Origin of the sequence: Pseudomonas sp. SWRI154, assembly GCF_014268645.1 — a bacterium.
Classification (GTDB): Bacteria; Pseudomonadota; Gammaproteobacteria; order Pseudomonadales; family Pseudomonadaceae; genus Aquipseudomonas; species Aquipseudomonas marvdashtae.
This window is the reverse complement of sequence record NZ_JABWQW010000012.1, coordinates 52,130-76,380: the sequence shown is the minus strand read 5'-3', so window position 1 is coordinate 76,380 and position 24,251 is coordinate 52,130. Positions and strand designations below refer to the sequence as shown.

Annotated in this window: 27 protein-coding genes; 24 read left to right on the top strand and 3 right to left on the bottom strand. The window is 63.0% G+C overall.

Annotated features, from left to right (window positions below; translation table 11 throughout):
• Positions 1 to 9: 9 nt before the first annotated feature.
• The gene (gene selO / locus HU806_RS13265) at positions 10 to 1,473 is read left to right on the top strand and encodes a protein adenylyltransferase SelO (protein WP_186611802.1); all 1,464 of its coding nucleotides are present in this window, start codon (positions 10 to 12) and stop codon (positions 1,471 to 1,473) included.
• A gap of 196 nt (positions 1,474 to 1,669) precedes the next feature.
• On the opposite strand, the gene HU806_RS13260 is transcribed toward selO, so the two are convergent.
• Positions 1,670 to 1,939: a hypothetical protein gene (locus HU806_RS13260; RefSeq protein WP_186611801.1), complete on the bottom strand. Its 270-nt coding sequence runs from the start codon at positions 1,937 to 1,939 to the stop codon at positions 1,670 to 1,672.
• Positions 1,940 to 2,042: 103 nt separating this feature from the next.
• On the bottom strand, positions 2,043 to 2,948 hold the full coding sequence (locus HU806_RS13255; protein ID WP_346657173.1) for a LysR family transcriptional regulator: 906 nt from the start codon (positions 2,946 to 2,948) through the stop codon (positions 2,043 to 2,045).
• A gap of 205 nt (positions 2,949 to 3,153) precedes the next feature.
• On the opposite strand from HU806_RS13255, the gene ycaC reads away from it, so the two are divergent.
• Together ycaC and trxC are read left to right on the top strand one after the other, a co-directional pair.
• Positions 3,154 to 3,780, top strand: coding sequence for an isochorismate family cysteine hydrolase YcaC (gene ycaC / locus HU806_RS13250; RefSeq protein ID WP_018603387.1), 627 nt, complete (start codon positions 3,154 to 3,156; stop codon positions 3,778 to 3,780).
• Positions 3,781 to 3,895: 115 nt separating this feature from the next.
• Entirely contained in the window at positions 3,896 to 4,318 is a 423-nt protein-coding gene (gene trxC, locus HU806_RS13245) for a thioredoxin TrxC (protein ID WP_186611800.1), read from the top strand.
• 27 nt (positions 4,319 to 4,345) lie between these two features.
• On the opposite strand, the gene HU806_RS13240 is transcribed toward trxC, so the two are convergent.
• Complete coding sequence (locus HU806_RS13240; RefSeq protein ID WP_186611799.1) at positions 4,346 to 5,116, bottom strand: ParA family protein; 771 nt, start codon at positions 5,114 to 5,116, stop codon at positions 4,346 to 4,348.
• A 356-nt stretch (positions 5,117 to 5,472) separates the two neighbouring features.
• Between HU806_RS13240 and HU806_RS13235 the strand changes: the two genes are divergently transcribed.
• The 21 genes from HU806_RS13235 to HU806_RS13135 all read left to right on the top strand — a co-directional run bounded on the left by HU806_RS13235 (position 5,473) and on the right by HU806_RS13135 (position 24,054).
• Positions 5,473 to 6,192: a beta-ketoacyl synthase chain length factor gene (locus HU806_RS13235; protein ID WP_346657172.1), complete on the top strand. Its 720-nt coding sequence runs from the start codon at positions 5,473 to 5,475 to the stop codon at positions 6,190 to 6,192.
• Positions 6,168 to 6,977: a lysophospholipid acyltransferase family protein gene (locus HU806_RS13230; RefSeq protein ID WP_186611797.1), complete on the top strand. Its 810-nt coding sequence runs from the start codon at positions 6,168 to 6,170 to the stop codon at positions 6,975 to 6,977. Before HU806_RS13235 ends, HU806_RS13230 begins: the two co-directional genes overlap by 25 nt.
• The gene (apeE, locus tag HU806_RS13225) at positions 6,958 to 7,215 is read left to right on the top strand and encodes an ApeE family acyl carrier protein (RefSeq protein WP_186611796.1); all 258 of its coding nucleotides are present in this window, start codon (positions 6,958 to 6,960) and stop codon (positions 7,213 to 7,215) included. The genes HU806_RS13230 and apeE overlap by 20 nt, the downstream gene beginning before the upstream one ends.
• Positions 7,216 to 7,224: 9 nt before the next feature.
• Complete coding sequence (locus HU806_RS13220) at positions 7,225 to 7,479, top strand: acyl carrier protein (protein WP_186611795.1); 255 nt, start codon at positions 7,225 to 7,227, stop codon at positions 7,477 to 7,479.
• Complete coding sequence (locus tag HU806_RS13215) at positions 7,476 to 8,021, top strand: COG4648 family protein (protein WP_186611794.1); 546 nt, start codon at positions 7,476 to 7,478, stop codon at positions 8,019 to 8,021. Before HU806_RS13220 ends, HU806_RS13215 begins: the two co-directional genes overlap by 4 nt.
• Positions 8,018 to 9,700: an ApeI family dehydratase gene (locus HU806_RS13210; protein WP_186611793.1), complete on the top strand. Its 1,683-nt coding sequence runs from the start codon at positions 8,018 to 8,020 to the stop codon at positions 9,698 to 9,700. Before HU806_RS13215 ends, HU806_RS13210 begins: the two co-directional genes overlap by 4 nt.
• A 140-nt stretch (positions 9,701 to 9,840) precedes the next feature.
• The gene (locus HU806_RS13205) at positions 9,841 to 10,575 is read left to right on the top strand and encodes a glycosyltransferase family 2 protein (protein ID WP_186611792.1); all 735 of its coding nucleotides are present in this window, start codon (positions 9,841 to 9,843) and stop codon (positions 10,573 to 10,575) included.
• Entirely contained in the window at positions 10,572 to 11,510 is a 939-nt protein-coding gene (locus HU806_RS13200) for a lysophospholipid acyltransferase family protein (protein ID WP_186611791.1), read from the top strand. Before HU806_RS13205 ends, HU806_RS13200 begins: the two co-directional genes overlap by 4 nt.
• Positions 11,491 to 13,035 (top strand): HAL/PAL/TAL family ammonia-lyase, encoded by a 1,545-nt coding sequence (locus tag HU806_RS13195; protein ID WP_186611790.1) that lies wholly within the window; start codon positions 11,491 to 11,493, stop codon positions 13,033 to 13,035. The genes HU806_RS13200 and HU806_RS13195 overlap by 20 nt, the downstream gene beginning before the upstream one ends.
• On the top strand, positions 13,028 to 13,453 hold the full coding sequence (locus tag HU806_RS13190; protein WP_186611789.1) for an acyl-CoA thioesterase: 426 nt from the start codon (positions 13,028 to 13,030) through the stop codon (positions 13,451 to 13,453). The genes HU806_RS13195 and HU806_RS13190 overlap by 8 nt, the downstream gene beginning before the upstream one ends.
• Positions 13,450 to 14,043 carry an ApeL family LolA-like protein gene (gene apeL, locus HU806_RS13185; protein WP_186611788.1) on the top strand — a complete coding sequence of 198 codons (594 nt, stop codon included), beginning with the start codon at positions 13,450 to 13,452 and terminating at the stop codon, positions 14,041 to 14,043. The genes HU806_RS13190 and apeL overlap by 4 nt, the downstream gene beginning before the upstream one ends.
• The gene (locus HU806_RS13180) at positions 14,027 to 16,363 is read left to right on the top strand and encodes an MMPL family transporter (protein WP_186611787.1); all 2,337 of its coding nucleotides are present in this window, start codon (positions 14,027 to 14,029) and stop codon (positions 16,361 to 16,363) included. The genes apeL and HU806_RS13180 overlap by 17 nt, the downstream gene beginning before the upstream one ends.
• Entirely contained in the window at positions 16,360 to 17,517 is a 1,158-nt protein-coding gene (locus tag HU806_RS13175; RefSeq protein WP_186611786.1) for a cation:proton antiporter, read from the top strand. Before HU806_RS13180 ends, HU806_RS13175 begins: the two co-directional genes overlap by 4 nt.
• Complete coding sequence (locus tag HU806_RS13170; RefSeq protein WP_186611785.1) at positions 17,504 to 18,751, top strand: tryptophan 7-halogenase; 1,248 nt, start codon at positions 17,504 to 17,506, stop codon at positions 18,749 to 18,751. Before HU806_RS13175 ends, HU806_RS13170 begins: the two co-directional genes overlap by 14 nt.
• Positions 18,752 to 18,761: 10 nt before the next feature.
• Complete coding sequence (locus HU806_RS13165) at positions 18,762 to 19,490, top strand: class I SAM-dependent methyltransferase (protein ID WP_186611784.1); 729 nt, start codon at positions 18,762 to 18,764, stop codon at positions 19,488 to 19,490.
• A complete protein-coding gene (locus HU806_RS13160) occupies positions 19,487 to 19,969 on the top strand; it encodes a DUF3261 domain-containing protein (protein WP_186611783.1) in 483 nt (160 codons plus the stop codon). The genes HU806_RS13165 and HU806_RS13160 overlap by 4 nt, the downstream gene beginning before the upstream one ends.
• Positions 19,966 to 21,162: a beta-ketoacyl-[acyl-carrier-protein] synthase family protein gene (locus HU806_RS13155; RefSeq protein WP_186611782.1), complete on the top strand. Its 1,197-nt coding sequence runs from the start codon at positions 19,966 to 19,968 to the stop codon at positions 21,160 to 21,162. The genes HU806_RS13160 and HU806_RS13155 overlap by 4 nt, the downstream gene beginning before the upstream one ends.
• On the top strand, positions 21,159 to 21,626 hold the full coding sequence (locus tag HU806_RS13150; protein WP_186611781.1) for a hotdog family protein: 468 nt from the start codon (positions 21,159 to 21,161) through the stop codon (positions 21,624 to 21,626). The genes HU806_RS13155 and HU806_RS13150 overlap by 4 nt, the downstream gene beginning before the upstream one ends.
• Positions 21,623 to 22,351 (top strand): 3-oxoacyl-ACP reductase FabG, encoded by a 729-nt coding sequence (gene fabG, locus HU806_RS13145; protein ID WP_186611780.1) that lies wholly within the window; start codon positions 21,623 to 21,625, stop codon positions 22,349 to 22,351. Before HU806_RS13150 ends, fabG begins: the two co-directional genes overlap by 4 nt.
• Positions 22,351 to 23,577, top strand: coding sequence for a beta-ketoacyl-ACP synthase (locus tag HU806_RS13140; protein ID WP_186611779.1), 1,227 nt, complete (start codon positions 22,351 to 22,353; stop codon positions 23,575 to 23,577). The genes fabG and HU806_RS13140 overlap by 1 nt, the downstream gene beginning before the upstream one ends.
• 30 nt (positions 23,578 to 23,607) lie before the next feature.
• Entirely contained in the window at positions 23,608 to 24,054 is a 447-nt protein-coding gene (locus tag HU806_RS13135) for a hypothetical protein (protein ID WP_003197008.1), read from the top strand.
• Positions 24,055 to 24,251: the final 197 nt, after the last annotated feature.

The following is a 24,251-nucleotide window of genomic DNA, read 5'->3' as shown; positions in this document are numbered from 1 at the left end:
GAGACAGCCATGAAAACGCTGGAAACGCTGACCTTCGATAACCGTTTTGCCCGCCTGGGCGACGGTTTCTCGGCCCACGTGCTGCCCGAGCCTATCGATAATCCGCGCTTGGTGGTCGCCAGCCCGGCCGCCATGGCGCTGCTGGACCTGGATCCGGCCGAAGCCGAGACACCGTTATTTGCCGAGATTTTTGGCGGCCACAAGCTGTGGGCCGAAACCGAGCCTCGGGCAATGGTGTATTCGGGGCATCAGTTCGGTCATTACAACCCGCAATTGGGCGATGGCCGTGGGTTGCTGCTGGGCGAGGTGTACAACGAAGCCGGCGAGCACTGGGACCTGCACCTCAAGGGTGCCGGCCAGACGCCATTCTCGCGGATGGGCGACGGACGAGCGGTGCTGCGCTCCTCGATCCGCGAATTCCTCGCCTCCGAAGCGCTGCATGCCTTGGGCATCCCCACGACTCGCGCCTTGTGCGTGATCGGTTCGGACACTCCGGTGTGGCGCGAAAAGCAGGAGCGCGCCGCCATGGTGCTGCGCCTGGCGCCGAGCCATGTGCGCTTCGGCCATTTCGAATATTTCTACTACACCAAGAAGCCCGAGCTGCACGCCTCGCTGGCCGAGCATGTGCTGAACCTGCATTTTCCCGAATGCCGCGAGCAGCCGGAACCGTACCTGGCGATGTACCGCGAGATCGTCGAGCGCAACGCCGAGCTGATTGCCAAGTGGCAGGCCTACGGCTTTTGTCACGGGGTGATGAACACCGATAACATGTCGATCCTGGGCATCACGTTCGACTTCGGGCCGTTCGCCTTCCTCGACGACTTCGATGCAAACTTCATCTGTAACCACTCCGATGACCAGGGCCGCTACTCGTTCAGCAACCAGGTGCCCATCGGCCAATGGAACCTCAGCGCCCTGGCCCAGGCGCTGACGCCGTTCATCAGCGTTGACGCCCTGCGCGAAACGCTCGGTTTGTACTTGCCGTTGTACCAGGCCCACTACCTGGACTTGATGCGCCGCCGACTCGGCCTGACCCAGGCCGAAGAAGATGACCAGAAGTTGGTGGAACGCCTGCTGCAATTGATGCAGAACAGCGGCATCGACTACAGTCTGTTCTTCCGTCGACTGGGCGAGCAATCTCCCGAGCAAGCCGTCGCTACCCTGCGCGATGACTTTGTCGACCTCAAGGGGTTCGACGCTTGGGGCGAACTCTACATCGCCCGAGTCAATCGCGAAGGCCCCATCGATCAAGACCAGCGCCGCGCCCGCATGCATGCCGTCAACCCGCTGTACGTGCTGCGCAACTACCTGGCCCAGAAAGCCATCGACGCCGCCGAGTCCGGCGACTACGAAGAAGTCCGCCGCCTGCACACCGTACTGAGCAAGCCGTTCGAAGAACAACCAGGCATGGACAGCTACGCCGAGCGCCCTCCGGAATGGGGCAAGCATCTGGAGATCAGTTGCTCGTCGTAACCCTCTTGCCAGACGCATCAATCCCCGTGGCGAGGGAGCTTGCTCCCGCTGGGCTGTGAAGCAGCCCCCAAAATGGACTGATGCGCTTTTTCAGACTAACCGCGTCAACCGGTTTACGACGGCTGCGCCGCCGAGCGGGAGCAAGCTCCCTCGCCACGGAATCAGGGTTGCCTGGACGAGAGTCATCATAGGCTGCTCATCCAACCTTATCGTTCCCCTGCTCAGGCGTCTCGATCCCTGACTCCGTCTCTTCACTCGCCGGTTTTTGCGCCGGTTTTTCATCGGGATAGCCGGGCATGCCGCGGGCATCTTCAGGGGTCAACTCATCACGGTCGTGCCGGCTGTCGGTGGCGTAGGCCGGAGCGGCGTTGGGGTCTTCGTCGCGGCCGGCGGTGCCGAGGACGAAGCCGTCGTCGTTGGGGTTGTCCACGGCCTGTGGGGTAGCTGGGTCTTGAGGATGGTTCATGGGACCTCCTGAGGTTGCAAACGAGTACGTCGTGTCTGTTTTGAGACCGTGACACGTTCACAGTGCGGCGCACCTGATGAATGGCAACCTGCTGAAGACAGCCTCAGGCCATATCGCTGTGGCTGAACTCCTCGGCCAGAAAGTCAATCAGCGAGCGCACCGACGGCAGTAACCCGCGCCGGGAAGCAAAGATCGCATGGACGATCCCGCACTTGGGCGTCCAGCCTGGCACCAGTTCCACCAGTTGCCCGGCCGCGATGTCCTCGCGCACCACGACGGTGGGCAGGTGGGCGATGCCGATGCCTGCCAGTACCGCATGACGCAGGGCCAGCAAATCATCAGTGACCATGCGCGGCTCATGGCGGATCAGCGCGCGGGTGCCGTCCGGGCCGAACAATTCCCACTGATACTCGCGCTGCGCCGCGCCCCAATGCACGCTCGGCAGGCCATTGAGGTCCGCCGGCGAGGCAGGTGAAGACAGGCGCTCGAGGAACGACGGCCTGCCCACCAGGCACTGGGTGCTGTTGCTCAGCACTTTCATGACCATGTCGGTGTTTTCCAACGGCGGGAAGCGCACCCGCAACGCGATATCGAACCCTTCATGAATCAAGTCGACCCGGCGGTTGGTGCTCTCGATGAACAACTCCACCCGCGGGTACTTGAGCATGTAGCGCGTCAGCATCGGCCCGACCCAACTGTTGAGCAGCGCCGTCGGGCAACTGATGCGCACCAGCCCTTGGGGCTCGGAGCGGTTGCGCTCGATGACCTCCGCAGCGCTTTCGGCCTCGACCCGCATCGCCAGGCACCGTTGGTAATAGGCCTGGCCGATCTCCGTCAGCGTGCAATGGCGACTGGTGCGATGGAGCAATCGCACCCCGAGCCGCTCTTCTAGCTGGGCGATACGCCGGCTGAGCTTTGACTTCGGCATGTCCAGTGCCCGGCCGGCCGCGGCGAACCCACGGTGCTCAACCACTTGGGTGAAATAGTAAAGCGTGTTGAGGTCTTCGATGATCGTTCTCCAAATAGAACGCTAAGGCTGATTTTCGCAGTCTAGCGGTTCAAAGGTGCCAGTTTTAATCTACACCCATCGAAACGCAACACGGATTCAAACCGGCGCTTCGGCCAGATGAGTCACCGAATAATCGCTGCACCGACATTAAAAACCTTAACCACGCCGAAACCTTCGGCAACCAAAACTTAATGAGGGCTACGCCATGACTACTTCCTACAACCGTCTCGACAAAGATAACGCTGCTGTTCTGCTGGTCGATCATCAAGCCGGCCTGTTGTCCCTGGTCCGCGACATCGACCCGGACCGTTTCAAGAACAACGTGCTGGCCCTGGCCGACCTGGCCAAGTATTTCCAACTGCCGACCATCCTCACCACCAGTTTCGAAACTGGCCCCAACGGCCCGCTGATGCCTGAACTGAAGACCCTGTTCCCGGACGCCCCATACATCGCCCGTCCTGGCCAGATCAACGCCTGGGACAACGAAGATTTCGTCAAGGCAATCAAGGCAACCGGCAAGAAGCAGCTGATCATCGCCGGCGTAGTGACCGAAGTTTGCGTAGCCTTCCCGGCGCTGTCGGCCCTGGCCGAAGGTTTCGAAGTGTTCGTGGTCACCGATGCGTCCGGAACGTTCAACGAACTGACCCGTCAATCGGCCTGGGACCGCATGTCTTCCTCGGGTGCGCAACTGATGACCTGGTTCGGCCTGGCCTGCGAACTGCACCGCGACTGGCGCAACGATGTGGAAGGGCTGGCGACCTTGTTCTCCAACCACATCCCGGACTACCGCAACCTGATGACCAGCTACAACACGCTGACCAACGCTAAATAACAGCCACACCCCTTCCCCCTGTGGAGCGTGCAGACGCCCACGGGGGTTTTGCGCTGGTCGCAACTTAGTGTTCAATCTGTGCCAGGCCATTTGAATTTTTCCAGGAGACGATCCGATGCTGATCCCTTGCCCCCATTGCAATGGGCTCAATCGCATCCCCGCCGAACGCCTGGGCGACCAGCCCAAGTGCGGGCGTTGCAAAGCCCAGGTGCTTTCAAGCAAACCGTTCGAACTCAAGCAAGGCGACTACGCCAGCCAGATCAAGGGCGATCTGCCGTTGTTAGTGGACGTCTGGGCGCAGTGGTGCGGCCCGTGCAAATCCTTTGCGCCGGTGTTCGAACAGGCCGCCGCGCAGCTGACGGGCCAGTGCCGACTGGCCAAGCTCGACAGCGAAGCCAATCAACAGCTCTCGGCGCAGTTGGGGATTCGTTCGATTCCCAGCCTGATTCTCTTCAGGGACGGTCGGGAGGTAGCGCGCCAGAGCGGCGCATTCCCGTTGCCACAACTGATGAGTTGGTTGCGCAGCCAGGGGATTTGAAGCCCCGCGTTATTTGCGCAGCCAGGATCAGGGGCTTTCCAGCAAGCCATGCAACTCCACGAACTGCTGGGTCAGCTTATGCCGCGGATCCAGGTGAATCAGCGGCAGGCTCGCTTGGTGCGACTCACGCATGCGCACGGAACTGCTCAGGTAGACGGGCAGCACCGGCAAGCCTTCGGCGATCAGTTCGTCGAGAATCTGTTGAGGCAGGCTCGCGCGGGCCTGGAACTGATTGACCACGATGCCTTCGACTTCCAGCCCCTCGTTGTGGTCTTCCTTGAGCTCCTCGATTTCCGCCAGCAGGCCGTACAGCGCCTGGCGGGAAAAACTGTCGCAATCGAAGGGAATCAGCACACGGTCGGCGGCGATCAACGCTGATACAGCGTAGAAGTTCAGCGCTGGCGGCGTGTCCAGATAGATCCGGTCGTAATCCTCGCCTAGCTCTTCGAGCAATTTACGCAGCTTGTTGATCTTGTGTTTCGCCTCAAGCTTGGGCTGCAAGTCCGTAAGCTCCGCCGTGGCGGTGATCACGTGCAGGTTATCGAAGGGCGTTTCGTAGATATCCACCTTGTTCTTTTTCGAGAAAGGCCCGGACGACAGGGTCTGCTTGAAAAAATCCGCGATGCCCATGGGAATGTCATCGCCCGTCAAGCCGGTCAGGTATTGAGTGGAATTGGCCTGGGCATCCAGGTCGACCAAGAGCGTGCGATAACCCTCGCTGGCGCTGACCGCGGCCAGATTGCAGGCGATGCTGGACTTGCCCACGCCACCTTTCTGATTGAACACCACACGCCGCATATCAAAACCTCCGTGTATCAAAGATTCCCGAGTGTAGTAGGCCTATGCGCCGCTTCGCTACCTTCAGCGGGGGCGGATTACGGCATCGGTGGCTTTTTCGGACAACCGAGCGTCAATTGACCCGCAAGATGACGGAAGTGGCTTACAGACGCGCCTCGTCACAATCGTGACAATGGCCCTGCCGAGCCGGCCCGGACCAGCCGACGGTTGCCCTGGACAAAATGTAACCAGTATTTGCTACAAGCCAACCGCACCGGGATAATGCGCGCCACTTGGGTCGCAAGGCCATGCAGGGTTGGACGCGGGTCAAGCCACTGAACCGTGACAATAAAAGCCCGCAGGGGTGGGATGAGTCTGTGATCAACTTCAATATCGCCCAATGGCGCGCGTGGGCTCCTGGGCTCGAAAGCGTGGACGATTGGCGGGCATGGAGCCGACAACCGGTCGTGCCGCCCGTCAGCGATGCGGCCCCTGACGTATCGTTCCTGCCCGCCATGCAGCGCCGACGTCTCAGCCGCCTGGCCCGCATGGCTTTCAGCGTCGCCTGGCCACTGGCCGAGGGGCGACCGGACCTACCGTTGGTCTTTATTTCCCGTCACGGCGAAACCCCACGCACCTTTGAGATTCTCAAGGACCTGGCAGCCGACCAACCCTTGTCGCCCACCCAGTTCAGTTTGTCGGTGCACAACGCCGTCATCGGCCTGTGGTCGATCATGCGCGGCGAAACCAGCGAAATGACCGCTCTGGCCGCGACGGGCGATGGCCTGGAACACGGCATGCTGGAAGCCGCCGCGCTGTTGAACGAAGGCGAGCCCGCGGTGCTGTTGGTCATCACCGAAGAACAACCGCCCAGCGTGTATGCGCACTGGGTCGATGACGTACCGTTTCCCTACGCAGTGGGGCTGCTGCTGACCCGGGGCGAAGATTGGCAATTGGCATTATCCCGCCCGCCAGCCCCGATGCCCGGCTGCGACTGGCCCCACGCCCTGGACTTGGTACGTACGCTGCTGGGCAATCAAACCACTTGCCAACATGCCTGGAAGAATCGTCTATGGACCTGGCAACGCAACCGGTGACCGGTAAACATCGCGACGCCTATTACTGGCGCCTCTTCGCGACCGCTGCAAGCTTCGCCCTTTTCGGGCTGGGCGGGCTGTGCCTGCGTTTGCTGGTGTTCCCGTTGCTCAATACGCTGCCGGGCGATCCCCGGACCCATCGACAACGGGCCCGCCGTACGGTTGGGCGCCTGTTCTGGTTCTTTATCCGGTTCATGGCCCGTACCGGCGTACTGACCTATCAGATCGACGGCGCGGAGAAACTCGGTCGGCCCGGACAGATGATCATCGCCAACCACCCTTCGCTGATCGACGTGGTGTTCCTGATCGGGCTGGTGCGCGACGCCAATTGCGTGGTCAAGCAAAGTCTGTGGGACAATCCCTTCACTCGGGGCCCGCTGCGTTCGACGCAATACATCAGCAACGATGGCAGCATGGACATGCTTGATGCCGCCAGCGACGCCCTGCAAGACGGCCAATGCCTGATTGTCTTCCCCGAAGGCACGCGCACCCAGCCAGGCCAGGCACCGGCTTTTCATCGAGGGGCGGCGGCCATTGCCTTGCGGGGCGCGACAATCCTGACGCCGGTAACGATCAAGGTCAGCCCGACCACCCTGACCAAGGCCGAACCCTGGTATCGGATCCCCAAGCGCCGCGTGCACTTCAGTTTTCACGTGGGGGCCGATATAGACCCACAGGCTTTCGCCGCGCTCGGCCCCGCGCCGCAGGCTTCGCGCAGGCTCAACGATTTTTTGCATCATTATTTCATCAAGGAGCTCGCCATAGATGAGCGATCTGCACCGTGACATCAAACAGCTGATCATCGACGCCCTCGGCCTTGAGGACATAAGCGTCGACAACATCGACGACGACCAGACGCTGTTCGGCGAAGGCCTGGGCCTGGACTCGGTGGATGCCCTGGAGCTCGGCCTGGCGATCCAGAAGCAGTACGGCATCAAGATCGACGCCGACGCCAAGGACACCCGTAACCACTTCAGCAACGTGGCGAGCCTTGCGGCCTTCGTCACTGCAAAACGCGCCTGAGACCGGACTATGCAAACTCGTGACGACATTTTCATTACCCTTCGCGATGCTCTGGTCGAGCTCTTCGAGCTGGAGCCCGAGCGCGTGACGCTGGATTCGAACCTGTACCAGGACCTGGAAATCGATAGCATCGATGCGGTCGACCTGATCGACCACATCAAGCGCCAGACCGGCAAGAAAATCGCCGCCGAGGAATTCAAATCGGTGCGCACCGTCAACGACGTGGTCGAGGCGGTCTATCGACTGGTCCAACCGGCCGCATGAGCCGGCTGATCGGCCTTGGCCTGCTGCTGGCGGGCCTGCTGTATCCCTTTGCGGTGTATTTCGGCATGGAGCACTTTGCTCCTTGGCAGTTTGGGTTGTTGTTGGGCTGCCTGTGGTTGGCCCGGGCGCTGCTCGGCAGGGGCAACCCCGGCAATCGCTGGATAGCGGTCTCGGCGATTATCTTTTGCGTGCTGCTCGCGGTATTCGATAGCCCGCGCCTGCTGCGCTGGTATCCGGTGCTGATCAGCACGTTCATGCTCGGGCTGTTCACGCTGAGCCTGAAATATGGCCCGCCAATGATTGAACGCCTGGCCCGCCTGCGCGAACCGCAGCTGCCGGCCAAAGCGGTGGTGTATACACGCCAGGTCACGGTGGCCTGGAGTGTATTTTTCCTGTGTAACGGTTTGCTCGCCGCCGCCCTGACCCTCTGGGCGCCGCTGAGCTGGTGGATGTTGTACACCGGCCTGATTTCCTACGGATTGATGGGGCTGCTGTTTGCCATTGAATGGCTCATACGACAACGGGTAAGAGGCCGCCCATGAATTGGATAACGCTTGAGCAGTTGTTGCTCGAGGCGCAGCCGGAACGCGATGTAACCATCGATCCGGCGTTGAATCACGCACAGTTGCGCGCAAGCGCGCTATGCCTGGCCGCAGGCCTGCAAGCCGGTGGCATCCGTCGCGTGGCCGTGTACTTCGAAGATGCAGCCGATCTGGCGACAGCGCTACTCGGTGCCTGGCGCGCGGGCGCGCACATCCTGCTGCCCGCCGACCTGCAAGCCCAGACACGCCAACGCTGGTCGGCCGATGTCGACCTGTGGTTGACCGACCAGGCCGGCGACACGCATCCCAACGATTTTCATCAGGCCCCGCTGGACGCCGCCGAACTGGACCTTGATGACTGTTGGCTGAGCCTGTGCACCTCCGGCTCCAGCGGCGAACCCAAGCGCATCGAGAAAAACCTGCGCCATCTGAGCAACGAAGTCCAGGCGCTGGAGCAATTATGGGGCGCCGACCTTGGCCCGGCAGCCTGCATGATCGGCAGCGTCGCCACCCAACACATCTATGGCCTGCTGTTCCGGGTGCTGTGGCCGCTGTGCGCCGGACGCACCTTTGTGCGTCGGCAATTGGCGTTTCCGGAAGACCTGCAACGCGCCAGCCGCGAACAGCCGGCATTTGCCTGGGTCGCCAGCCCGGCGCTGCTCAAGCGCATGGGCGACAACCTCGACTGGCCGGCCTTGAGCTGCGTGCGCCGGGTATTTTCCTCCGGCGGCGCCCTGCCCCCCGAGGCTGCGCAAACCCTGCAACAACGCCTGGGACAATGGCCGACCGAAGTGTTCGGCAGCTCGGAGACCGGCGGCATTGCCTGGCGCCAGGGCGGCAACCTATGGCAGCCCTTCGCTGGTGTCGAGCTGAGCCAGGACAGTGACGGCGCCTTGCTGATTGCCTCGCCCTATCTACCGACCGGTCATGTGGAACATACCGCAGACGCGGCGCGGATCGCCGCAGATGGGCGTTTCGAATTGCTCGGTCGCTTGGATCGCATCGTCAAGCTTGAAGAAAAACGTATCTCCTTGCCGATGCTGGAACAGGCGTTGACGGCTCATGAATGGGTCAGTGAAGCGCGGTTGGGAGTCGTGCAGGAGAATCGCGCCTCCCTCGGTGCCCTGCTGGTGCTTAGCGAAACCGGCCTGCACGCGCTGCGCAATCTGGGCCGACGCGCCGTTACCCAAGCGCTGCGCCAGCACCTGAGCGGGCATTGCGAAACCTTGGCCTTGCCCCGACGTTGGCGCTGGCTGCGACAACTGCCGCTGAACCCCCAAGGCAAGCTGCCCCAGGCCGAAGTCGAAGCCGTGCTGATGGCGCCCCGCCCGAAAGCCCCCGAACTGCTCGAGCAAACCGAAACCGAAGGCGAGTGGAACCTGTGCCTGGCAGTGCCGCCAGACTTGGCTTACTTCAGTGGCCACTTTCCCACCGCGCCGGTCCTCCCGGGCGTGGTTCAGGTCGATTGGGCTTTGAGCCTCGGCCGGCAACTGCTGAACTTGCCGCCCCGATTCCTGGGCATGGAGGTTCTTAAATTCCAGCAACTGGTGCGACCCGGCGATGAAATCCAACTGCACCTGCGCTTCGACCGTGAGCGCGGCAAGTTGTATTTCGCTTACCGCAACGCGGCGGCGGCCTGCTCCAGTGGGCGGATTGTGTTGGGGGAAAACAATGCCTAGGCACCAGCACAAATCCCTGTGGCGAGGGAGCTTGCTCCCGCTGGGCTGCGAAGCAGCCCCTGGTTTTTCAAGAGCGAGCGCTTCGCACTCGAGCGGGAGCAAGCTCCCTCGCCACAGTGGATCGGTGGGGGGCAGAAAATATGCATAACCCCTGCGCCGTCATCCCGGTCTACAACCACGAAACCGCCATCGCTACGGTGGTCCAGACGTTGCTCGGCAACGGTTTGCCCTGCGTGCTGGTGGACGATGCCAGTAGCCCGGCATGCGCCGCGGTGCTTGAGCAACTGGCCGAGCACGAGCGGGTTCACCTGGTCCGGCTGGCGGTCAACCAGGGCAAGGGCGGCGCGGTGATGACCGGCCTGCGCGAGGCCGCGCGCCTGGGTTTCAGCCACGCCTTGCAGGTCGACGCCGATGGGCAACACGATCTTGGCGATGTCCGAGCGTTCATCGAGCAATCCCGCACCTATCCAGACGCGGTGATCTGCGGTTATCCGCAGTACGACGCCAGCGTGCCGAAAGGTCGCTTGTACGCGCGCTACCTGACCCACGTCATGGTCTGGATCAACAGCCTGTCCTTGCAAATCCGCGATTCGATGTGCGGCTTCCGGGTCTATCCCCTGGTGCCGACCCTGGCGCTGATCGACTCGGCGAACATCGGCAAGCGCATGGATTTCGACTCGGACATCCTGGTCCGGCTGGCCTGGCGCAACCAGCCGATGCGCTGGCTGCGCACCCGGGTTCATTACCCCTTGGACGGCGTCTCGCACTTTCGCCTGTTCCACGACAACGTGCTGATTTCCAGCATGCACACCCGGTTGTTCTTCGGCATGCTGGTGCGCTTTCCGCTGATTCTCTGGCGACGGTGGCGAGCATGAACATCGACAAACAACACTGGGCCGATCGCCAGGAGCGCGGCAGTTTCTGGCTGATGAAACTCACGGCGCTCGCCGCCAAGGTGCTGGGTCGTCGGCTATTGAGCCCGGTGCTGTACGGCATCGTCCTGTACTTCTTCATTTTCGGCCGTAGCGCCCGTCACGCCGCCTGGCAGTACCAACAGCGCCTGGCCGATTGGAACAGCCGCCCAGAGCTGCGCCCGACCCACCGGCGCGTCTTCGGACAGTTCATGGCGTTCGCCGATTCCCTGCTGGACAAGCTCGACGTCTGGAACGGCAAACTGAGCATCGAGCAGATCGAAATCGTCGACCCGGCGTTGCTGCGCAATCACTTGCGCGATAGCCGAGGGCAAATGCTGGTGGGCGCGCACCTGGGCAACCTGGAAATGTGCCGGGCCTTGGCCGAACTGGGCGAAAAAGTCACCATGAACGTGCTGGTCCACACCAAGCACGCCGAACAATTCAACCGGTTGCTGGGCGAAGCTGGCGCGACGCACCTGCGCCTAATCCAAGTCAGCGAGCTGGACCCGGTGATCATGCTGCAACTGAGCGAACGCCTGGAGCGCGGCGAATGGCTGGCGATCGCCGGCGACCGCGTGCCGTTACATGGCGGACGCAGCGTGACCGTGGATTTCATGGGTCACCCGGCGGCATTCCCGCAAGGCCCCTGGCTCTTGGCCGGCCTGTTGAAATGCCCGGTCAACCTGCTGATGTGTCTCAAGCACGAGGGGCGCTATCGCGTCACCCTCGAGCCGTTTGCCGAGGCCGTGACCTGGAAGCGCAACGACCGCGAGCAAGTGATTACCCATTGGGCCGGCCTGTATGCCGACCGCCTGGCGCAGTATTGTCTCCAGGCGCCACAACAATGGTTCAACTTCTACCCTTTCTGGAAGACCGATGACGAAGCCCATTCTTGAGCCGGTAACCTTCGGCGAACGCCCCCTGCGCATCGAAGACGTGCTGGCCCTGGCCAACCGCCAAGCGCCGACGCAGCTGCAGGATGACCCGGCGTTCCGCCAGCGCATCGCCAAGGGCGCGCAATTTCTCGACTCCCTGCTGGACAAGGAAGGCGTGATCTACGGCGTCACCACGGGCTACGGCGATTCCTGCGTAGTGGCTGTGCCACTGCACCATGTCGAGGCGTTGCCGCGTCACCTGTACACGTTCCACGGCTGTGGCCTCGGCAAGCTGCTCGACGCCCAGGCCACTCGCGCCGTGCTCGCGGCGCGTTTGCAGTCGCTGTGCCACGGCGTGTCGGGAGTGCGGGTGGAACTGCTGGAACGCCTCCAGGCCTTTCTCGAACACGACATCCTGCCGCTGATTCCGGAAGAAGGCTCGGTGGGCGCCAGCGGCGATCTGACGCCGCTGTCCTACGTCGCCGCCACGCTGTCCGGTGAGCGGGACGTCATGTTCCGCGGCGAGCGCCGTCTGGCCGTCGATGTGCACCGTGAACTGGGCTGGACGCCGCTGGTGCTGCGGCCCAAGGAAGCCCTGGCGCTGATGAACGGCACCGCCGTGATGACCGGCCTGGCCTGCCTGGCTTTTGCCCGCGCCGATTATCTGTTGCAACTGGCGACCCGCATCACCGCGCTGAACGTGGTCGCCCTGCAAGGCAACCCGGAGCACTTCGACGAACGCCTGTTCGCCGCCAAGCCACATCCGGGGCAGATGCAAGTCGCCGCGTGGCTGCGCAAGGACCTGGCGATCGACGCGCCGACCGCGCCGCTGCATCGCCTGCAGGATCGCTACTCCTTGCGCTGCGCGCCGCATGTGCTCGGCGTGCTGGCAGACAGCCTGGGCTGGCTGCGCTCGTTCATCGAAACCGAACTCAACAGCGCCAACGACAACCCGATCATCGATGCCGAAGCGGAGCGCGTGCTTCACGGCGGGCATTTCTACGGCGGACACATCGCCTTCGTCATGGACAGCCTGAAGAACCTGGTCGCCAACGTCGCCGACTTGCTGGATCGCCAGCTCGCCCTGCTGGTGGACGAACGCTACAACCACGGCTTGCCGAGCAACCTGTCCGGCGCCAGTGCCGAGCGGGCGATGCTCAACCATGGTTTCAAGGCCGTGCAGATCGGCACCAGTGCATGGACCGCCGAAGCCCTGAAAAACACCATGCCGGCCAGCGTGTTCTCGCGCTCCACCGAATGCCACAACCAGGACAAGGTCAGCATGGGCACCATCGCCGCCCGGGACGCGATCCGTGTACTGGAACTGACCGAGCAAGTCGCCGCCGCCACGTTGCTGGCCGCCAACCAAGGCGTCTGGCTGCGCGGCCGCGCCGAAGATGCACGACCACTACCGCCTGCCTTGGCCGCCATGCACCAGCAACTGGCCGAGGATTTCCCGCCTGTGATCGAAGACCGTGCCCTGGAAGGTGAACTGCGCCTGTGCCTGCAACGCATCGCCGAGCAACACTGGAGGCTGCATGCGTAGCCAAGGCGTTTTGCATGTCGACACCCCGATCGTGGTGCCGTTTTTCGACGTCGACTCGATGAACGTGGTCTGGCACGGCCACTACATCAAATACCTCGAAGTGGCCCGCTGCGCCTTGCTCGACTTGATCGGCCACAACTACAACGACATGCTCGAATCCGGCCATGCGTGGCCGGTGATCGACCTGCAACTGCGCTACGTGCGCAGTGCCGTGTTCGGCCAGGCGCTGACCGTACGCGCCAGCCTGGTGGAATGGGAAAACCGGCTGAAGATCAATTACCTGATCAGCGATGCCGCGACCGGCGAACGCCTGACCCGTGCCAGCTCGGTGCAAGTGGCCGTGGACATGGCCACCCGCGAAATGCTCCTGGCTTCGCCACGGGTATTTGTCGAAGCCGTCGAAAGGAAACTCTCATGAAACGCCGGCTCACCTGGCTGCTGCTGTTTGGCCTCTCGCCGCTGGCCCAGGCGTTCGACCTGCAACAGTTGAGCGACCAACTGGCCCGCCCGGAAGTGATCCACGGCCAGTTCATCCAGGAAAAACATCTGCGCGCCCTGCCCCAACCACTCACCAGCAAGGGCCGCTTCGTGCTGGCGAAAAACCACGGCCTGCTCTGGCTGCTGCAAACGCCGCTACAACAGGATTACCGCATCACCGCCAAAGGCATCGCACGGCGCGACGGCAATGGCTGGCAGTTGCTGCCGAACAAAACTGCCGGCACCGAGCAAAACCGCCTGTTCCTCGCGGTATTGCAGGGCGACAGCAGTGGCTTGCAACGGGATTTCGAGCTGAGCCTGTCGGGCCAGCCACAGCAGTGGAAACTCACCCTGATCCCGCGCTCGGTGCTGCTCAAACAAGTCTTCAACCAGATCAACATCGACGGCGGCGAATTGGTCCAGCGCATCGAACTGCTGGAAACCCAGGGTGACAGCACCGTGTTGCGCATGCGGGACAGCACCAGTGCGCAGCCTTTGAGCGAAGCGGAGCGACATGATTTTGCCGAGTGAACGGATGCTGCCACGGCTGTTCCTGATCCTGCTGCTGGCGGTGCTGGCGCTCGCCGGTTGGCAATGGCGCAACGGCGCACCGTTGTCGGCCAATCTGATGGAGTTGGTGCCCGGTACGTCGCCTGATGCGCTGGAACTGATTGCCGAACAACGCATGCAAGAGCCGCTGAACCGCGAAGTGCTGGTGCTGGTTGGCCACGCCGACCGCGAGCATGCCATCACCCTGGCGCAAACCCTCGGCGAACAATGGCAGGCCAGCGGTCTGTTCGACAGGGTCCAGTGGACGCTGCAGGCTGACCTGCCGGCGCTGCGCAAGCAATTGCTCGACGGTCGATTGGCCATGCTCTCGGCCGCCGATCGGCAGCAGTTGATCGATCAACCCCAGGCCTTTATCCAGCAACGTGTGCAGGCCCTGTTCGACCCGTTCAGCGGCTTCAGCCTGGTGCCGAGCCCGGATGACTGGCTCGGCCTGACCGGTCGTATCCAGAACAGCCAGCCGCAACGCGGCGCGATACAGCTGGACGTGGGCAGCGGCGCACTGATCGCCGAAGCCGACGGCAAGCAATGGGTCATGCTGCGGGCGCGCACCCAAGGCAATGCCTTCGACATGAACCTGCCGCTGCAAGTGGCCGATCTGCTGCAACGCAGCCGTGACCTCGCAAGCCAGGCCCAAGGGCAACTGCTGGCCGCCAGCGGCCTGCTGTATGCCGCTAGCGGCCAGCAACAGGCGTCGCGGGAAATCACCTGGGTTGGCGGGGGCGCGACGGTCGGCATCCTGTTGCTGCTGTTGCTGGCCTTCCGACGCTTTCGGGTGTGGCTGGCGTTCGTGCCGGTGCTGGTGGGCATGTTGTTCGGCGCGGTGGCTTGCGTGGCGCTGTTCGGCCGGATGCACGTGATGACCCTGGTGTTGGGTTCGAGCCTGATTGGCGTGGCAGTGGATTATCCGCTGCACTACCTGTCCAAGAGCTGGAGCCTCAAGCCGTGGCGCAGCTGGCCGGCCCTGCGCTTGACGCTGCCGGGCCTGAGCCTGAGCCTGGCGACCACGTGCATCGGTTACCTGGCCCTGGCCTGGACCCCGTTCCCGGCCCTGACCCAAATCGCAATTTTTTCTGCCGCCGGCCTGGTCGGCGCCTATCTGTCGGCGGTCTGCCTGTTGCCGGCACTGCTTCAACACGCTGACCTGCGCCCTGCCCAATGGCCGTTGCGGCTGTGCGAGAGCCTGCTCCAGTGCCGCGACGCATTGCTGGCCCGGGTATGCACGCCGATTCTGTTGGCGCTCTTGCTCGGCTTCTGTGGCGGTGGCCTCTGGCAACTGACCAGTAAAAACGACATTCGCCAGTGGATCGGCACGCCCCAACACCTGACCGATGAAGCCCAGGCCATCGCCCGCATCACCGGCTTCCAGCCCACCAGCCAGTTCTTCCTGATCCGTGCCGAGAACCAGCCACAGTTGCTCGAGCGCCAGACGGCCCTCAACGAGCGGCTCGACCAGTTGATCGGCCTGGAAAAACTCCAAGGCTATCTGTCACTCAATCAATTGGTCAGCCCGCCCGTCGAGCAACAACAGGTTCGTGAGGCCCTGGCCCGGTTGCCGGCGTTCTGGCAGCCGCTCCTGGACCTCGGCGTACCCGCCGCTGCGCTGGAAACGGAGCTGGCGCAATTGCAGGCCTTGCCGGTCACCGACATTGACGCCGCGCTGACCGGGCCACTGGCCGAACCCTACCGCACGCTCTGGCTCGGCCCGACGGCGCAAGGCGTGGCGGCGGTGGTCAGCCTGCAAGGCTTGAACGATGCCGCGCTGCTGCGGGTGCAGGCGGTGGACCTGCCCGGCGTGCAACTGGTGGATCGCCTGGGCGACCTGAACCGGGTGTTCGCTGCCACGCAAGTCAGCGCCGCCGAACTGAAACTGGCCTCGTGCGTGCTGATCGTTTTGGTGCTGATCTGGCCATTCGGCGTCGGCGGTGCCTTGCGCGTCGTGGCATTGCCGCTGCTGGCTGCGCTGTGCAGCCTGGCGAGCCTCGGCTGGCTGGGGCAACCGCTGACGCTGTTCAGCCTCTTCGGCCTGCTGCTGGTGACGGCCATCGGCGTCGACTACGCCATTCTCATGCGTGAACAGATCGGCGGTGCCGCCGTGAGCCTGCTGGGCACACTGCTGGCGGCGGTCACCACGTGGCTGTCGTTCGGCTTGCTGGCGTTGTCCAGTACGCCGGCGGTGAGTAACTTCGGCTTGGCGGTAAGCCTGGGGCTGGCATTCAGCTTCCTGCTCGCGCCGTGGGCCGGGCGTCAGGCCCATGCCGGCACTGCGGAGCCCGTCCAATGATGACCGCGTTGTTCTGGCTGATGACCTTGGCGCTGTTTGCCGTCGCGACCCTGGTTGGCCGGCGCTTCGGGCTGATTCCGATCGTCAGCCAATTGCTGCTGGCGACGTTCGGCCTGCCCTTGTTGATGTACTTCTGGATCGAGCCGGGTTGGCACCTGGGCGGCGCGCAACTGGTCTCGCCGGTGTGGCTGAAAAACCTCTACAGCCTCGCGTTCGCCTTGCTGCTGGGGCACATTCTCAGCGACGTGATCGACCTGAAGCTGGACCGCCAGAGCGTTAAAATCGCCTTGCCGAGCTTTGGCGTGCCGTTCGTGTGCGGGTTGGCGACTGCGGTCTGGCTGCTGCCACCACAGCCTTGGATCAGTTCGCTGGCGGTCGGGCTTTTGTTTGCGATTACCGCGATACCGGTGCTGTACCTGTATTTGCGGCACATCGATTACCCGCCCGCCGCCACCCGGCGCCTGGTGCAGACCGCGATTCTGATCGACCTGATCTGCTGGAGCCTGTTCGCCCTGGCCCAGGGCAGCCTGCACCTGAGCAGCCTGCTGCTGCCATTGGCCGGCGCCTGCGTGCCCTTGCTGCTGCGACTGGCCGGCCTGCGCCAACCGCTGCTGCACAGCGGCCTGTTCTTTGCCCTGCTGGTGGTGGCCGAACATTACCGGCTCAACGCGTTGATCACGGGCATCGGTTATCTGCTGTGCATGGCCGCGCTCAAGGTGCCACTGGTATTGCCACTCAGCGCCGCCTGGATGCATCGGTTGCAGACTTACCTGGCGATCCCGTTGATCCTCACCTTCGGCATCGTGCAGATCAATGTGCACAGCGCCATGGACAGCCTTGGCTGGATCCAGCTGGGTGCGTTGCTGCTGTTGCCGATTGCCAGCAAACTGCTTGGCAACTGGCTGGGGCTCGGTTGGGCCGGGGCCTCGTTCGTCGGCGCCAGTCGCTGGCGGGAAAGTGTCTTGCTGAACATTCGCGGCTTGAGTGAAATCGTCTTCCTCAACCTGCTGCTGCAACAACAGCTCATCAGCCCGGCGCTGTACTTCGCGCTGATGCTGATGGGCTTGATCGCCACTTTGCTGCCGGCCGTGGCCGGTTTCCACCGTATTCCTTCGCATGCCGTCCCGGCCAGGAGCCCAAGTGTCAACAGTTGAAATGGAACGTCGACAGGTCGTGATCATCGGCGCAGGGCCTTCCGGCGCCATTGCCGCTGCGCTGCTCAAGCGCAGCGGCCACGATGTGCTGGTCATCGAGCGCCAGCACTTTCCACGGTTCTCAATCGGCGAGAGCCTGCTGTCCCATTGCCTGGACTTCGTCGAAGAAGCCGGCATGCTCGAGGCAGTCAATGCCGCCGGCTTCCAGCGCAAGAACGGTGCGGCGTTCGCCTGGGGCGAGCGCTACAGCGCCTTCGATTTCGGCGACACCTTCAGCGAAGGCAAGCCCACCACGTTCCAGGTCCAGCGCGCCGACTTCGACAAGTTGCTCGCCGACCAAGCCGCGCTGCAAGGCGTGGAAATCCGTTACGGCCAGGCCATCGCCAACGTAGATTTCACCCTGGCCAAGCCGCAACTGGGCGTGCAGCGCGAGGACGGCAGCGAGTACCGCGTCGAGGCCGCTTTCGTGCTCGATGCCAGCGGCTACGGCCGAGTCCTGCCGCGTCTGCTGGACCTTGAGGCACCCTCGAACTTCCCGGTGCGCCAGGCGGTGTTCACTCACATCGAGGATCGCATCGACGCCCCGGCGTTCGACCGGGAAAAAATCCTCATCACCACCCACCCGAGCAAACGCGATGTGTGGTTCTGGACCATTCCGTTCAGCGGCGGACGCTGCTCGGTGGGCGTGGTCGCGGCGGCAGAACATTTCGAGGGACGCACCGAAGACCTCGACGCCTGCCTGCGCGGCTTTATCAATGAAACCCCAAGCCTGGCCGGTGTCCTGCAGAACACGGTGTGGGACACCCCGGCGCGCACCATCGGCGGCTACTCGGCCAACGTCAAGACATTGCACGGCCCTGGCTTCGCCCTGCTGGGCAACGCTGCGGAATTCCTCGACCCGGTATTTTCCTCCGGCGTGACCATCGCCATGCGCTCGGCGAGCATGGCCGCGGGCGTGCTGCATCGTCAGCTACAAGGCGAAAGCGTCGATTGGCAGAGCGAGTTCGCCGAGCCGCTCAAGCGCGGCGTCGACACCTTCCGCTGCTATGTCGAGGGCTGGTACGCCGGCACGTTCCAGGACGTGATTTTCTACAGCGAAGGTTCCTCCGACATCCGCCGCATGATCAGTTCGATCCTGGCCGGCTACGCCTGGGACCAGCGTAATCCCTTCGTCAGCGAACCCAAGCGGCGCCTGCGCATGCTTTCGGAAATCTGCGCGAGCCCGGCGTCATGAGTCAGCCGTCATGAGCTACCTGAGCGACAACTACGTCGAAGAAACCCGCTTCGGTTTCTGGTTCCTGCGCAGCCACACCTGGCAGCACCATGTGCTGCGTGTGGCGATCAACGATCTGCGCAGCCTGTTTGGCGCTGCGCTGCCCTGCGACCCGGTGCTGCTGGACGCCGGTTGTGGCCAGGGCAAGTCGTTTCAATACCTGCGCCAAGTATTCGCACCACAACAACTGATTGGCGTCGACGCCGACCCGCACAGCCTGGCGCTGAGCACCGCAGAAGCTGCCCGCCAGGGCATGGCCGTGGAGCTGATCGGCAGCGATTGCGCGACATTGGCGGTGCCTGATGCAAGCGTGGACCTGCTGTTCTGCCACCAGACTTTTCATCATTTGGTCGAGCAGGAAAAGGCCCTTGCCGAGTTCTACCGCGTGCTCAAGCCTGGCGGTTACCTGATGTTCGCCGAATCCACCGAGGCCTACATCGATACCTGGGTGATCCGCTGGCTGTTCCGCCACCCGATGCATGTACAGAAAAGCGCCGCGCAGTACCTGGCGATGATTCGCAATCAAGGGTTCCAGTTCGAAGACCACAACGTCTCCTACCCGTACTTGTGGTGGAGCCGCGCCAAGGATTTCGGCCTGCTGGAACGCTTGGGCCTGCGCCGGCCCAAGCCGTTTGGCGAACGGGAGGAAACCCTGGTCAACGTGGTCGCCCGCAAGCCGCTCGAAGGAGACGCCCGATGATCCGTGGTCTGTTGATCGGTTGTCTGCTGCTGCTCAGTGCCTGCTCCAGCCACGCGCCGCTGCCGGAACGTACGCCGACCCTGGCACTGCCGCTGCAATTGCACATCGAACGGCAACTGGCCGGCCAACGCCAGGATTGGTTATTGGTGATCCAGCGCGAAAATGGCGGGATCCGTTGGTCGCTGATGGACCCGCTGGGCATCCCCCTGGCCCGCCAGCGCCTGGTCGACGGCCAATGGCAGGCCGACGGTTTGCTACCACCGAACGCCGAAGCCCGGGAGCTGTTCGCCGCGCTGTTGTTCGCCCTGACGCCCGAAGCGGAGCTTGCCGGCAACTATCCCACCGCTCGGCAGCAGAGCACCCAGCGGAGCCTCGATGCACGCTGGCAGGTGCGCTACGAGCAACCACTGGACTTCGAACTGAGCCTGCCTGAAGGCCCGCATTACCGCATCACACCGTTGACCGAGAACGCACCATGACCGCTTATTTGAACGCCCTCGGGGTGATCTGCGCCCTGGGCCGAGACAAGCAAAGCGTCGCGCGCAACCTGTTTGCCGGCGATTGCTCGGGCCTGCGCGTCGAAGCCGGCTGGGTGCCTGAGCGGACGTTGCCGGTGGCTTCGGTGACGGGCGAACTGGCCCCCATCCCGCAATGCTTGGTGGCACAACGCAGCCGTAACAATCAACTGTTGCTCGAAGCCGCAATGCAGATTCGCCTCGAGATCGACCAGGCGATCAGTACCTATGGCCGCGCCCGCATCGGCATCGTCCTGGGCACCAGCACGTCGGGCATCGATGAAGCCAGCCAGGGCATCGCCCACTATCTGCGCGAACAGCGGTTCCCCGATGGGTACGACTACCAACAGCAGGAACTCAGCGCGCCGGCCAATTTCCTCTCCGACTGGCTTGGCCTGAGCGGTCCGTCCTATGTGATCTCTACGGCCTGCACCTCCAGCGCGCGGGCCTTGATGAGCGCTCGTCGCCTGCTGGACCTTGGCCTGTGCGATGCGGTGCTGTGCGGCGGCGTAGACAGTTTGTGCAAGCTGACGCTCAACGGTTTCTCGGCACTGGAAGCGGTCTCCAACGAACGCTGCAACCCGTTTTCGGTGAACCGCAGCGGTATCAACATCGGCGAGGCGGCGGTGCTGTTTCTCATGAGCAAGACGCCAGGCGATGAGCATTCGATCGCCCTGCTCGGTGACGGCGCCAGTTCCGACGCGCACCACATTTCCGCGCCCGAACCCAGTGGCCGCGGCGCCCGCCAGGCCATGGAAAAAGCCCTGCGCTGCGCGGGCCTGGACGCCAACCAGATCGATTATCTGAACCTGCACGGCACCGCCACGCAACATAACGACGCGATGGAAAGCCACGCGGTGGCCGGGCTGTTCCCAGCCGGCGTACCCTGCTCGTCGACCAAACCCATGACCGGCCACACCCTCGGCGCGGCCGGAGCGCTGGAAGCGGCGTTCTGCTGGTTGACCCTGAGCTCACAAAACCCCGACCAGGCACTGCCGCCGCATGTCTGGGACGGCCAAGCCGATCCCGACCTGCCGGCACTGCAATGGACCGACACCCGCGCCCGCCTGAACCCGACGACACCCCGTCGCCTGATGAGCAATTCATTTGCCTTCGGCGGCAACAACGTCAGCCTTATTATCGGAAACGCCCAATGATTGACTGGCCGCTCGCCGAATTGCTGCCTCATGCAGGCGACATGATCCTCATCGACCGGATCCTGTCCTTCGATGATGAGCAGATCCACGCACTCGCCACCGTCAAGCCCGACGGTTTGTTCAACCGCGAAGACGGTGCGCTGCCGGCTTGGGTCGGCATTGAATTGATGGCCCAGAGCGTGGCGGCGTTTGCCGGTTGCCACGCACGCCGACGGGGCGATTGCGTGGAACTGGGCTTCCTGCTCGGTACGCGCAAATTCGAATGCAACGTCGAGTGTTTCCCCCTCGGCAGCGAACTGGCCATCCACGGCCTGCGCTCCCTGGAAGACGACAACGGCATGGGTGTGTTCGAATGCCATATTCGCGCACCCGGTATCCACGCTACTGCGCGCCTGAATGTGTTCCGTCCGCCCCATGCCGCCCAGTACCTCAACGAACCGTCCGCAACAGGAACCCAGCCATGACTGAATCCATACTGGTCACCGGCTCCAGCCGTGGCATCGGCCGCGCCATCGCCTTGCGCCTGGCCCAGGCCGGGCACGACATCGTATTGCACTGCCGCAGTGGTCGCGCCGAGGCCGAAGCCGTCCAGGCGCAGATACTGGCCCTGGGTCGAAATGCCCGGGTTCTGCAATTCGACGTGTCCGATCGCGCCGCATGCAAGGCCATCCTTGAGGCCGACGTCGAAACCCACGGCGCCTATTACGGCGTGGTGCTCAACGCCGGCCTGACCCGCGATGGCGCCTTCCCGGCCCTGAGCGAAGACGACTGGGATGTGGTGATGCGCACCAACCTCGACGGTTTCTACAACGTGCTGCACCCGGTGATGATGCCGATGATCCGTCGTCGCGCCGCCGGGCGAATCGTCTGCATCACCTCGGTTTCCGGGTTGATCGGCAACCGTGGCCAGGTCAACTACAGCGCGTCGAAGGCCGGGTTGATCGGCGCGGCCAAGGCGTTGGCAATCGAGCTGGGCAAGCGCAAGATCACTGTCAACTGCGTCGCGCCGGGCTTGATCGACACCGCCATGCTCGATGAAAACGTACCCGTGGAAGAATTGATGAAAATGATCCCCGCCCAGCGCATGGGCACCCCGGAAGAAGTGGCTGGCGCGGTGAACTTCCTGATGTCCGCCGAAGCCGGCTACATCACCCGGCAAGTCCTCGCCGTCAACGGAGGCTTGTGCTGATGAAGCGCGTCGTCGTCACCGGCATGTCCGGCATCACCTCGATTGGTAGCGACTGGGACACCATCGCCGCCAACTTCGCCGCCAACCGCAGCGGCATCCGGCGCATGCATGAGTGGGACCGTTTCACCGAGCTGAACACTCGACTGGCCGGGCCTATCGATGACTATCAGGTGCCCGCTCACTGGACCCGCAAGCAACTGCGCAGCATGGGCCGAGTTTCGCGCTTGGCCGTCGGCTCGGCGGAGCAGGCCCTGGCCGACGCGGGCCTGTTGGGCGATCCATCGATCAAGGACGGGCGCATGGGCGTGTCGTGCGGCTCGTCGACCGGCAGCACCGATGAGATCAAGGCATTCGGCAACATGCTGCTCAACAGCGTCGCCGAAGGGCTGAACGCCAACTCCTATGTGCGCATGATGCCCCACACCACGGCGGCCAACATCAGCATCTTCTTCGGGCTGACCGGACGGCTGATCCCTACCTCCAGTGCCTGCACCAGCGGCAGCCACGGCATCGGCTACGCCTATGAGGCGATCAAGTTCGGTCGCCTGCCGTTGATGCTCGCCGGTGGCGCCGAAGAGCTGTGCCCGACCGAGGCGATGGTCTTCGATGCGCTCTACGCCACCAGCCTGAAAAACGATGCACCGCAAACCAGCCCACGGCCCTACGACAAGGGCCGCGACGGACTGGTAATCGGTGAAGGCGCCGGCATGCTGGTGCTCGAAGACCTTGAGCACGCCTTGGCCCGCGGCGCACGGATCCATGCTGAAATCGTCGGTTTCGGCAGCAACGCCGACGGCCAGCACGCCACCCGTCCCGAATTGAGCACCATGCGCCGCGCCATGGAGCTGGCCCTGGAAGACGCCGGCCTCGAACCTTCGGCCATCGGCTACGTCAACGGCCACGGCACCGCCACCGAGCAGGGCGATATTGCCGAAACCCTGGCCACCAGCAGCCTGTTTGGCGAACACATGCCCATCAGTTCGCAGAAAAGCTTTCTCGGCCATACCTTGGGCGCGTGCGGCGCGCTGGAGTCCTGGTTCAGCATCGAGATGATGAACCGCGACCTGTACGTGCACACCTTCAACCTCGATGAAGTCGACCCCGAATGCGGCAAACTCGATTACCTGCGCAATGAGTTCCGCTCGATGAGCAATGAGTACGTGATGAACAATAATTTTGCCTTTGGCGGGGTCAACACTTCGCTGATCTTCCGCCGCTGGCACTGATTCCCGTTAGCTCTGGTCAAGGAGACCATTATGTCGTTGAAGAAAATCGCCGTAACCGCCGCCCTGTTGCTCAGCACCCTGCCAAGCCTCAGCCAGGCCCGTGATACCGCGCTGTTCCTGCCGTTCGACAAGGTCGTCGCCGAAGCCATCCGCACCGGCAAGATCGACGGCAGCGTCAAGTTCTACCTGGCCGGCAACAAACCGGCCGGCAACGTCACCGTGGTCAGCCCTGGCGCGGTCACCAACAAGAAAACCAACGCGTTCAACAAGTCTGATGAAGTAGCTTGCGAATGGGTGCTGCAATCGGCGCTGATCAGCCTGCACCAGGCCGCCAAGAATGCCGGCGCCAACGCTGTTACCAACATTGTCAGCTTCTACAAGAGCAACGAACGCAAGGACCCGACCACCTATGAATGCCACGCGGGCGCGATCATGGCCGGTGTTGCGTTGAAAGGGGATTTGGCGAAGGTGCAATAAACCTAGCGCTCCCCGTGGCGAGGGAGCTTGCTCCCGCTGGGCTGCGCGGCAGCCCAAACCACCGCAAGAAATCAAATACCGCAAGCGCCTCCCGGGACGGCAAAAAGCCAAACTCGGAAAATGGAACACCAAATTTCCGAAATTTCCCACACCAAAACCCTTGAACTTCGCGCTACGGTCACATCCCAACCAAAAGC

Coding starts and splice junctions, on each gene's coding strand:
- HU806_RS13240 (WP_186611799.1), bottom strand. CDS start 5,116: ATGCGGCGTGTGGTGTTCAATCAGAAAGGTGGCGTGGGCAAGTCCAGC.
- HU806_RS13160 (WP_186611783.1), top strand. CDS start 19,487: ATGATCCGTGGTCTGTTGATCGGTTGTCTGCTGCTGCTCAGTGCCTGC.
- HU806_RS13135 (WP_003197008.1), top strand. CDS start 23,608: ATGTCGTTGAAGAAAATCGCCGTAACCGCCGCCCTGTTGCTCAGCACC.
- fabG (WP_186611780.1), top strand. CDS start 21,623: ATGACTGAATCCATACTGGTCACCGGCTCCAGCCGTGGCATCGGCCGC.
- HU806_RS13230 (WP_186611797.1), top strand. CDS start 6,168: ATGGACCTGGCAACGCAACCGGTGACCGGTAAACATCGCGACGCCTAT.
- HU806_RS13150 (WP_186611781.1), top strand. CDS start 21,159: ATGATTGACTGGCCGCTCGCCGAATTGCTGCCTCATGCAGGCGACATG.
- HU806_RS13215 (WP_186611794.1), top strand. CDS start 7,476: ATGAGCCGGCTGATCGGCCTTGGCCTGCTGCTGGCGGGCCTGCTGTAT.
- ycaC (WP_018603387.1), top strand. CDS start 3,154: ATGACTACTTCCTACAACCGTCTCGACAAAGATAACGCTGCTGTTCTG.
- HU806_RS13205 (WP_186611792.1), top strand. CDS start 9,841: ATGCATAACCCCTGCGCCGTCATCCCGGTCTACAACCACGAAACCGCC.
- HU806_RS13210 (WP_186611793.1), top strand. CDS start 8,018: ATGAATTGGATAACGCTTGAGCAGTTGTTGCTCGAGGCGCAGCCGGAA.
- HU806_RS13165 (WP_186611784.1), top strand. CDS start 18,762: ATGAGCTACCTGAGCGACAACTACGTCGAAGAAACCCGCTTCGGTTTC.
- HU806_RS13180 (WP_186611787.1), top strand. CDS start 14,027: ATGATTTTGCCGAGTGAACGGATGCTGCCACGGCTGTTCCTGATCCTG.
- HU806_RS13195 (WP_186611790.1), top strand. CDS start 11,491: ATGACGAAGCCCATTCTTGAGCCGGTAACCTTCGGCGAACGCCCCCTG.
- HU806_RS13260 (WP_186611801.1), bottom strand. CDS start 1,939: ATGAACCATCCTCAAGACCCAGCTACCCCACAGGCCGTGGACAACCCC.
- trxC (WP_186611800.1), top strand. CDS start 3,896: ATGCTGATCCCTTGCCCCCATTGCAATGGGCTCAATCGCATCCCCGCC.
- apeL (WP_186611788.1), top strand. CDS start 13,450: ATGAAACGCCGGCTCACCTGGCTGCTGCTGTTTGGCCTCTCGCCGCTG.
- apeE (WP_186611796.1), top strand. CDS start 6,958: ATGAGCGATCTGCACCGTGACATCAAACAGCTGATCATCGACGCCCTC.
- HU806_RS13190 (WP_186611789.1), top strand. CDS start 13,028: ATGCGTAGCCAAGGCGTTTTGCATGTCGACACCCCGATCGTGGTGCCG.
- HU806_RS13200 (WP_186611791.1), top strand. CDS start 10,572: ATGAACATCGACAAACAACACTGGGCCGATCGCCAGGAGCGCGGCAGT.
- HU806_RS13155 (WP_186611782.1), top strand. CDS start 19,966: ATGACCGCTTATTTGAACGCCCTCGGGGTGATCTGCGCCCTGGGCCGA.
- selO (WP_186611802.1), top strand. CDS start 10: ATGAAAACGCTGGAAACGCTGACCTTCGATAACCGTTTTGCCCGCCTG.
- HU806_RS13175 (WP_186611786.1), top strand. CDS start 16,360: ATGATGACCGCGTTGTTCTGGCTGATGACCTTGGCGCTGTTTGCCGTC.
- HU806_RS13220 (WP_186611795.1), top strand. CDS start 7,225: ATGCAAACTCGTGACGACATTTTCATTACCCTTCGCGATGCTCTGGTC.
- HU806_RS13140 (WP_186611779.1), top strand. CDS start 22,351: ATGAAGCGCGTCGTCGTCACCGGCATGTCCGGCATCACCTCGATTGGT.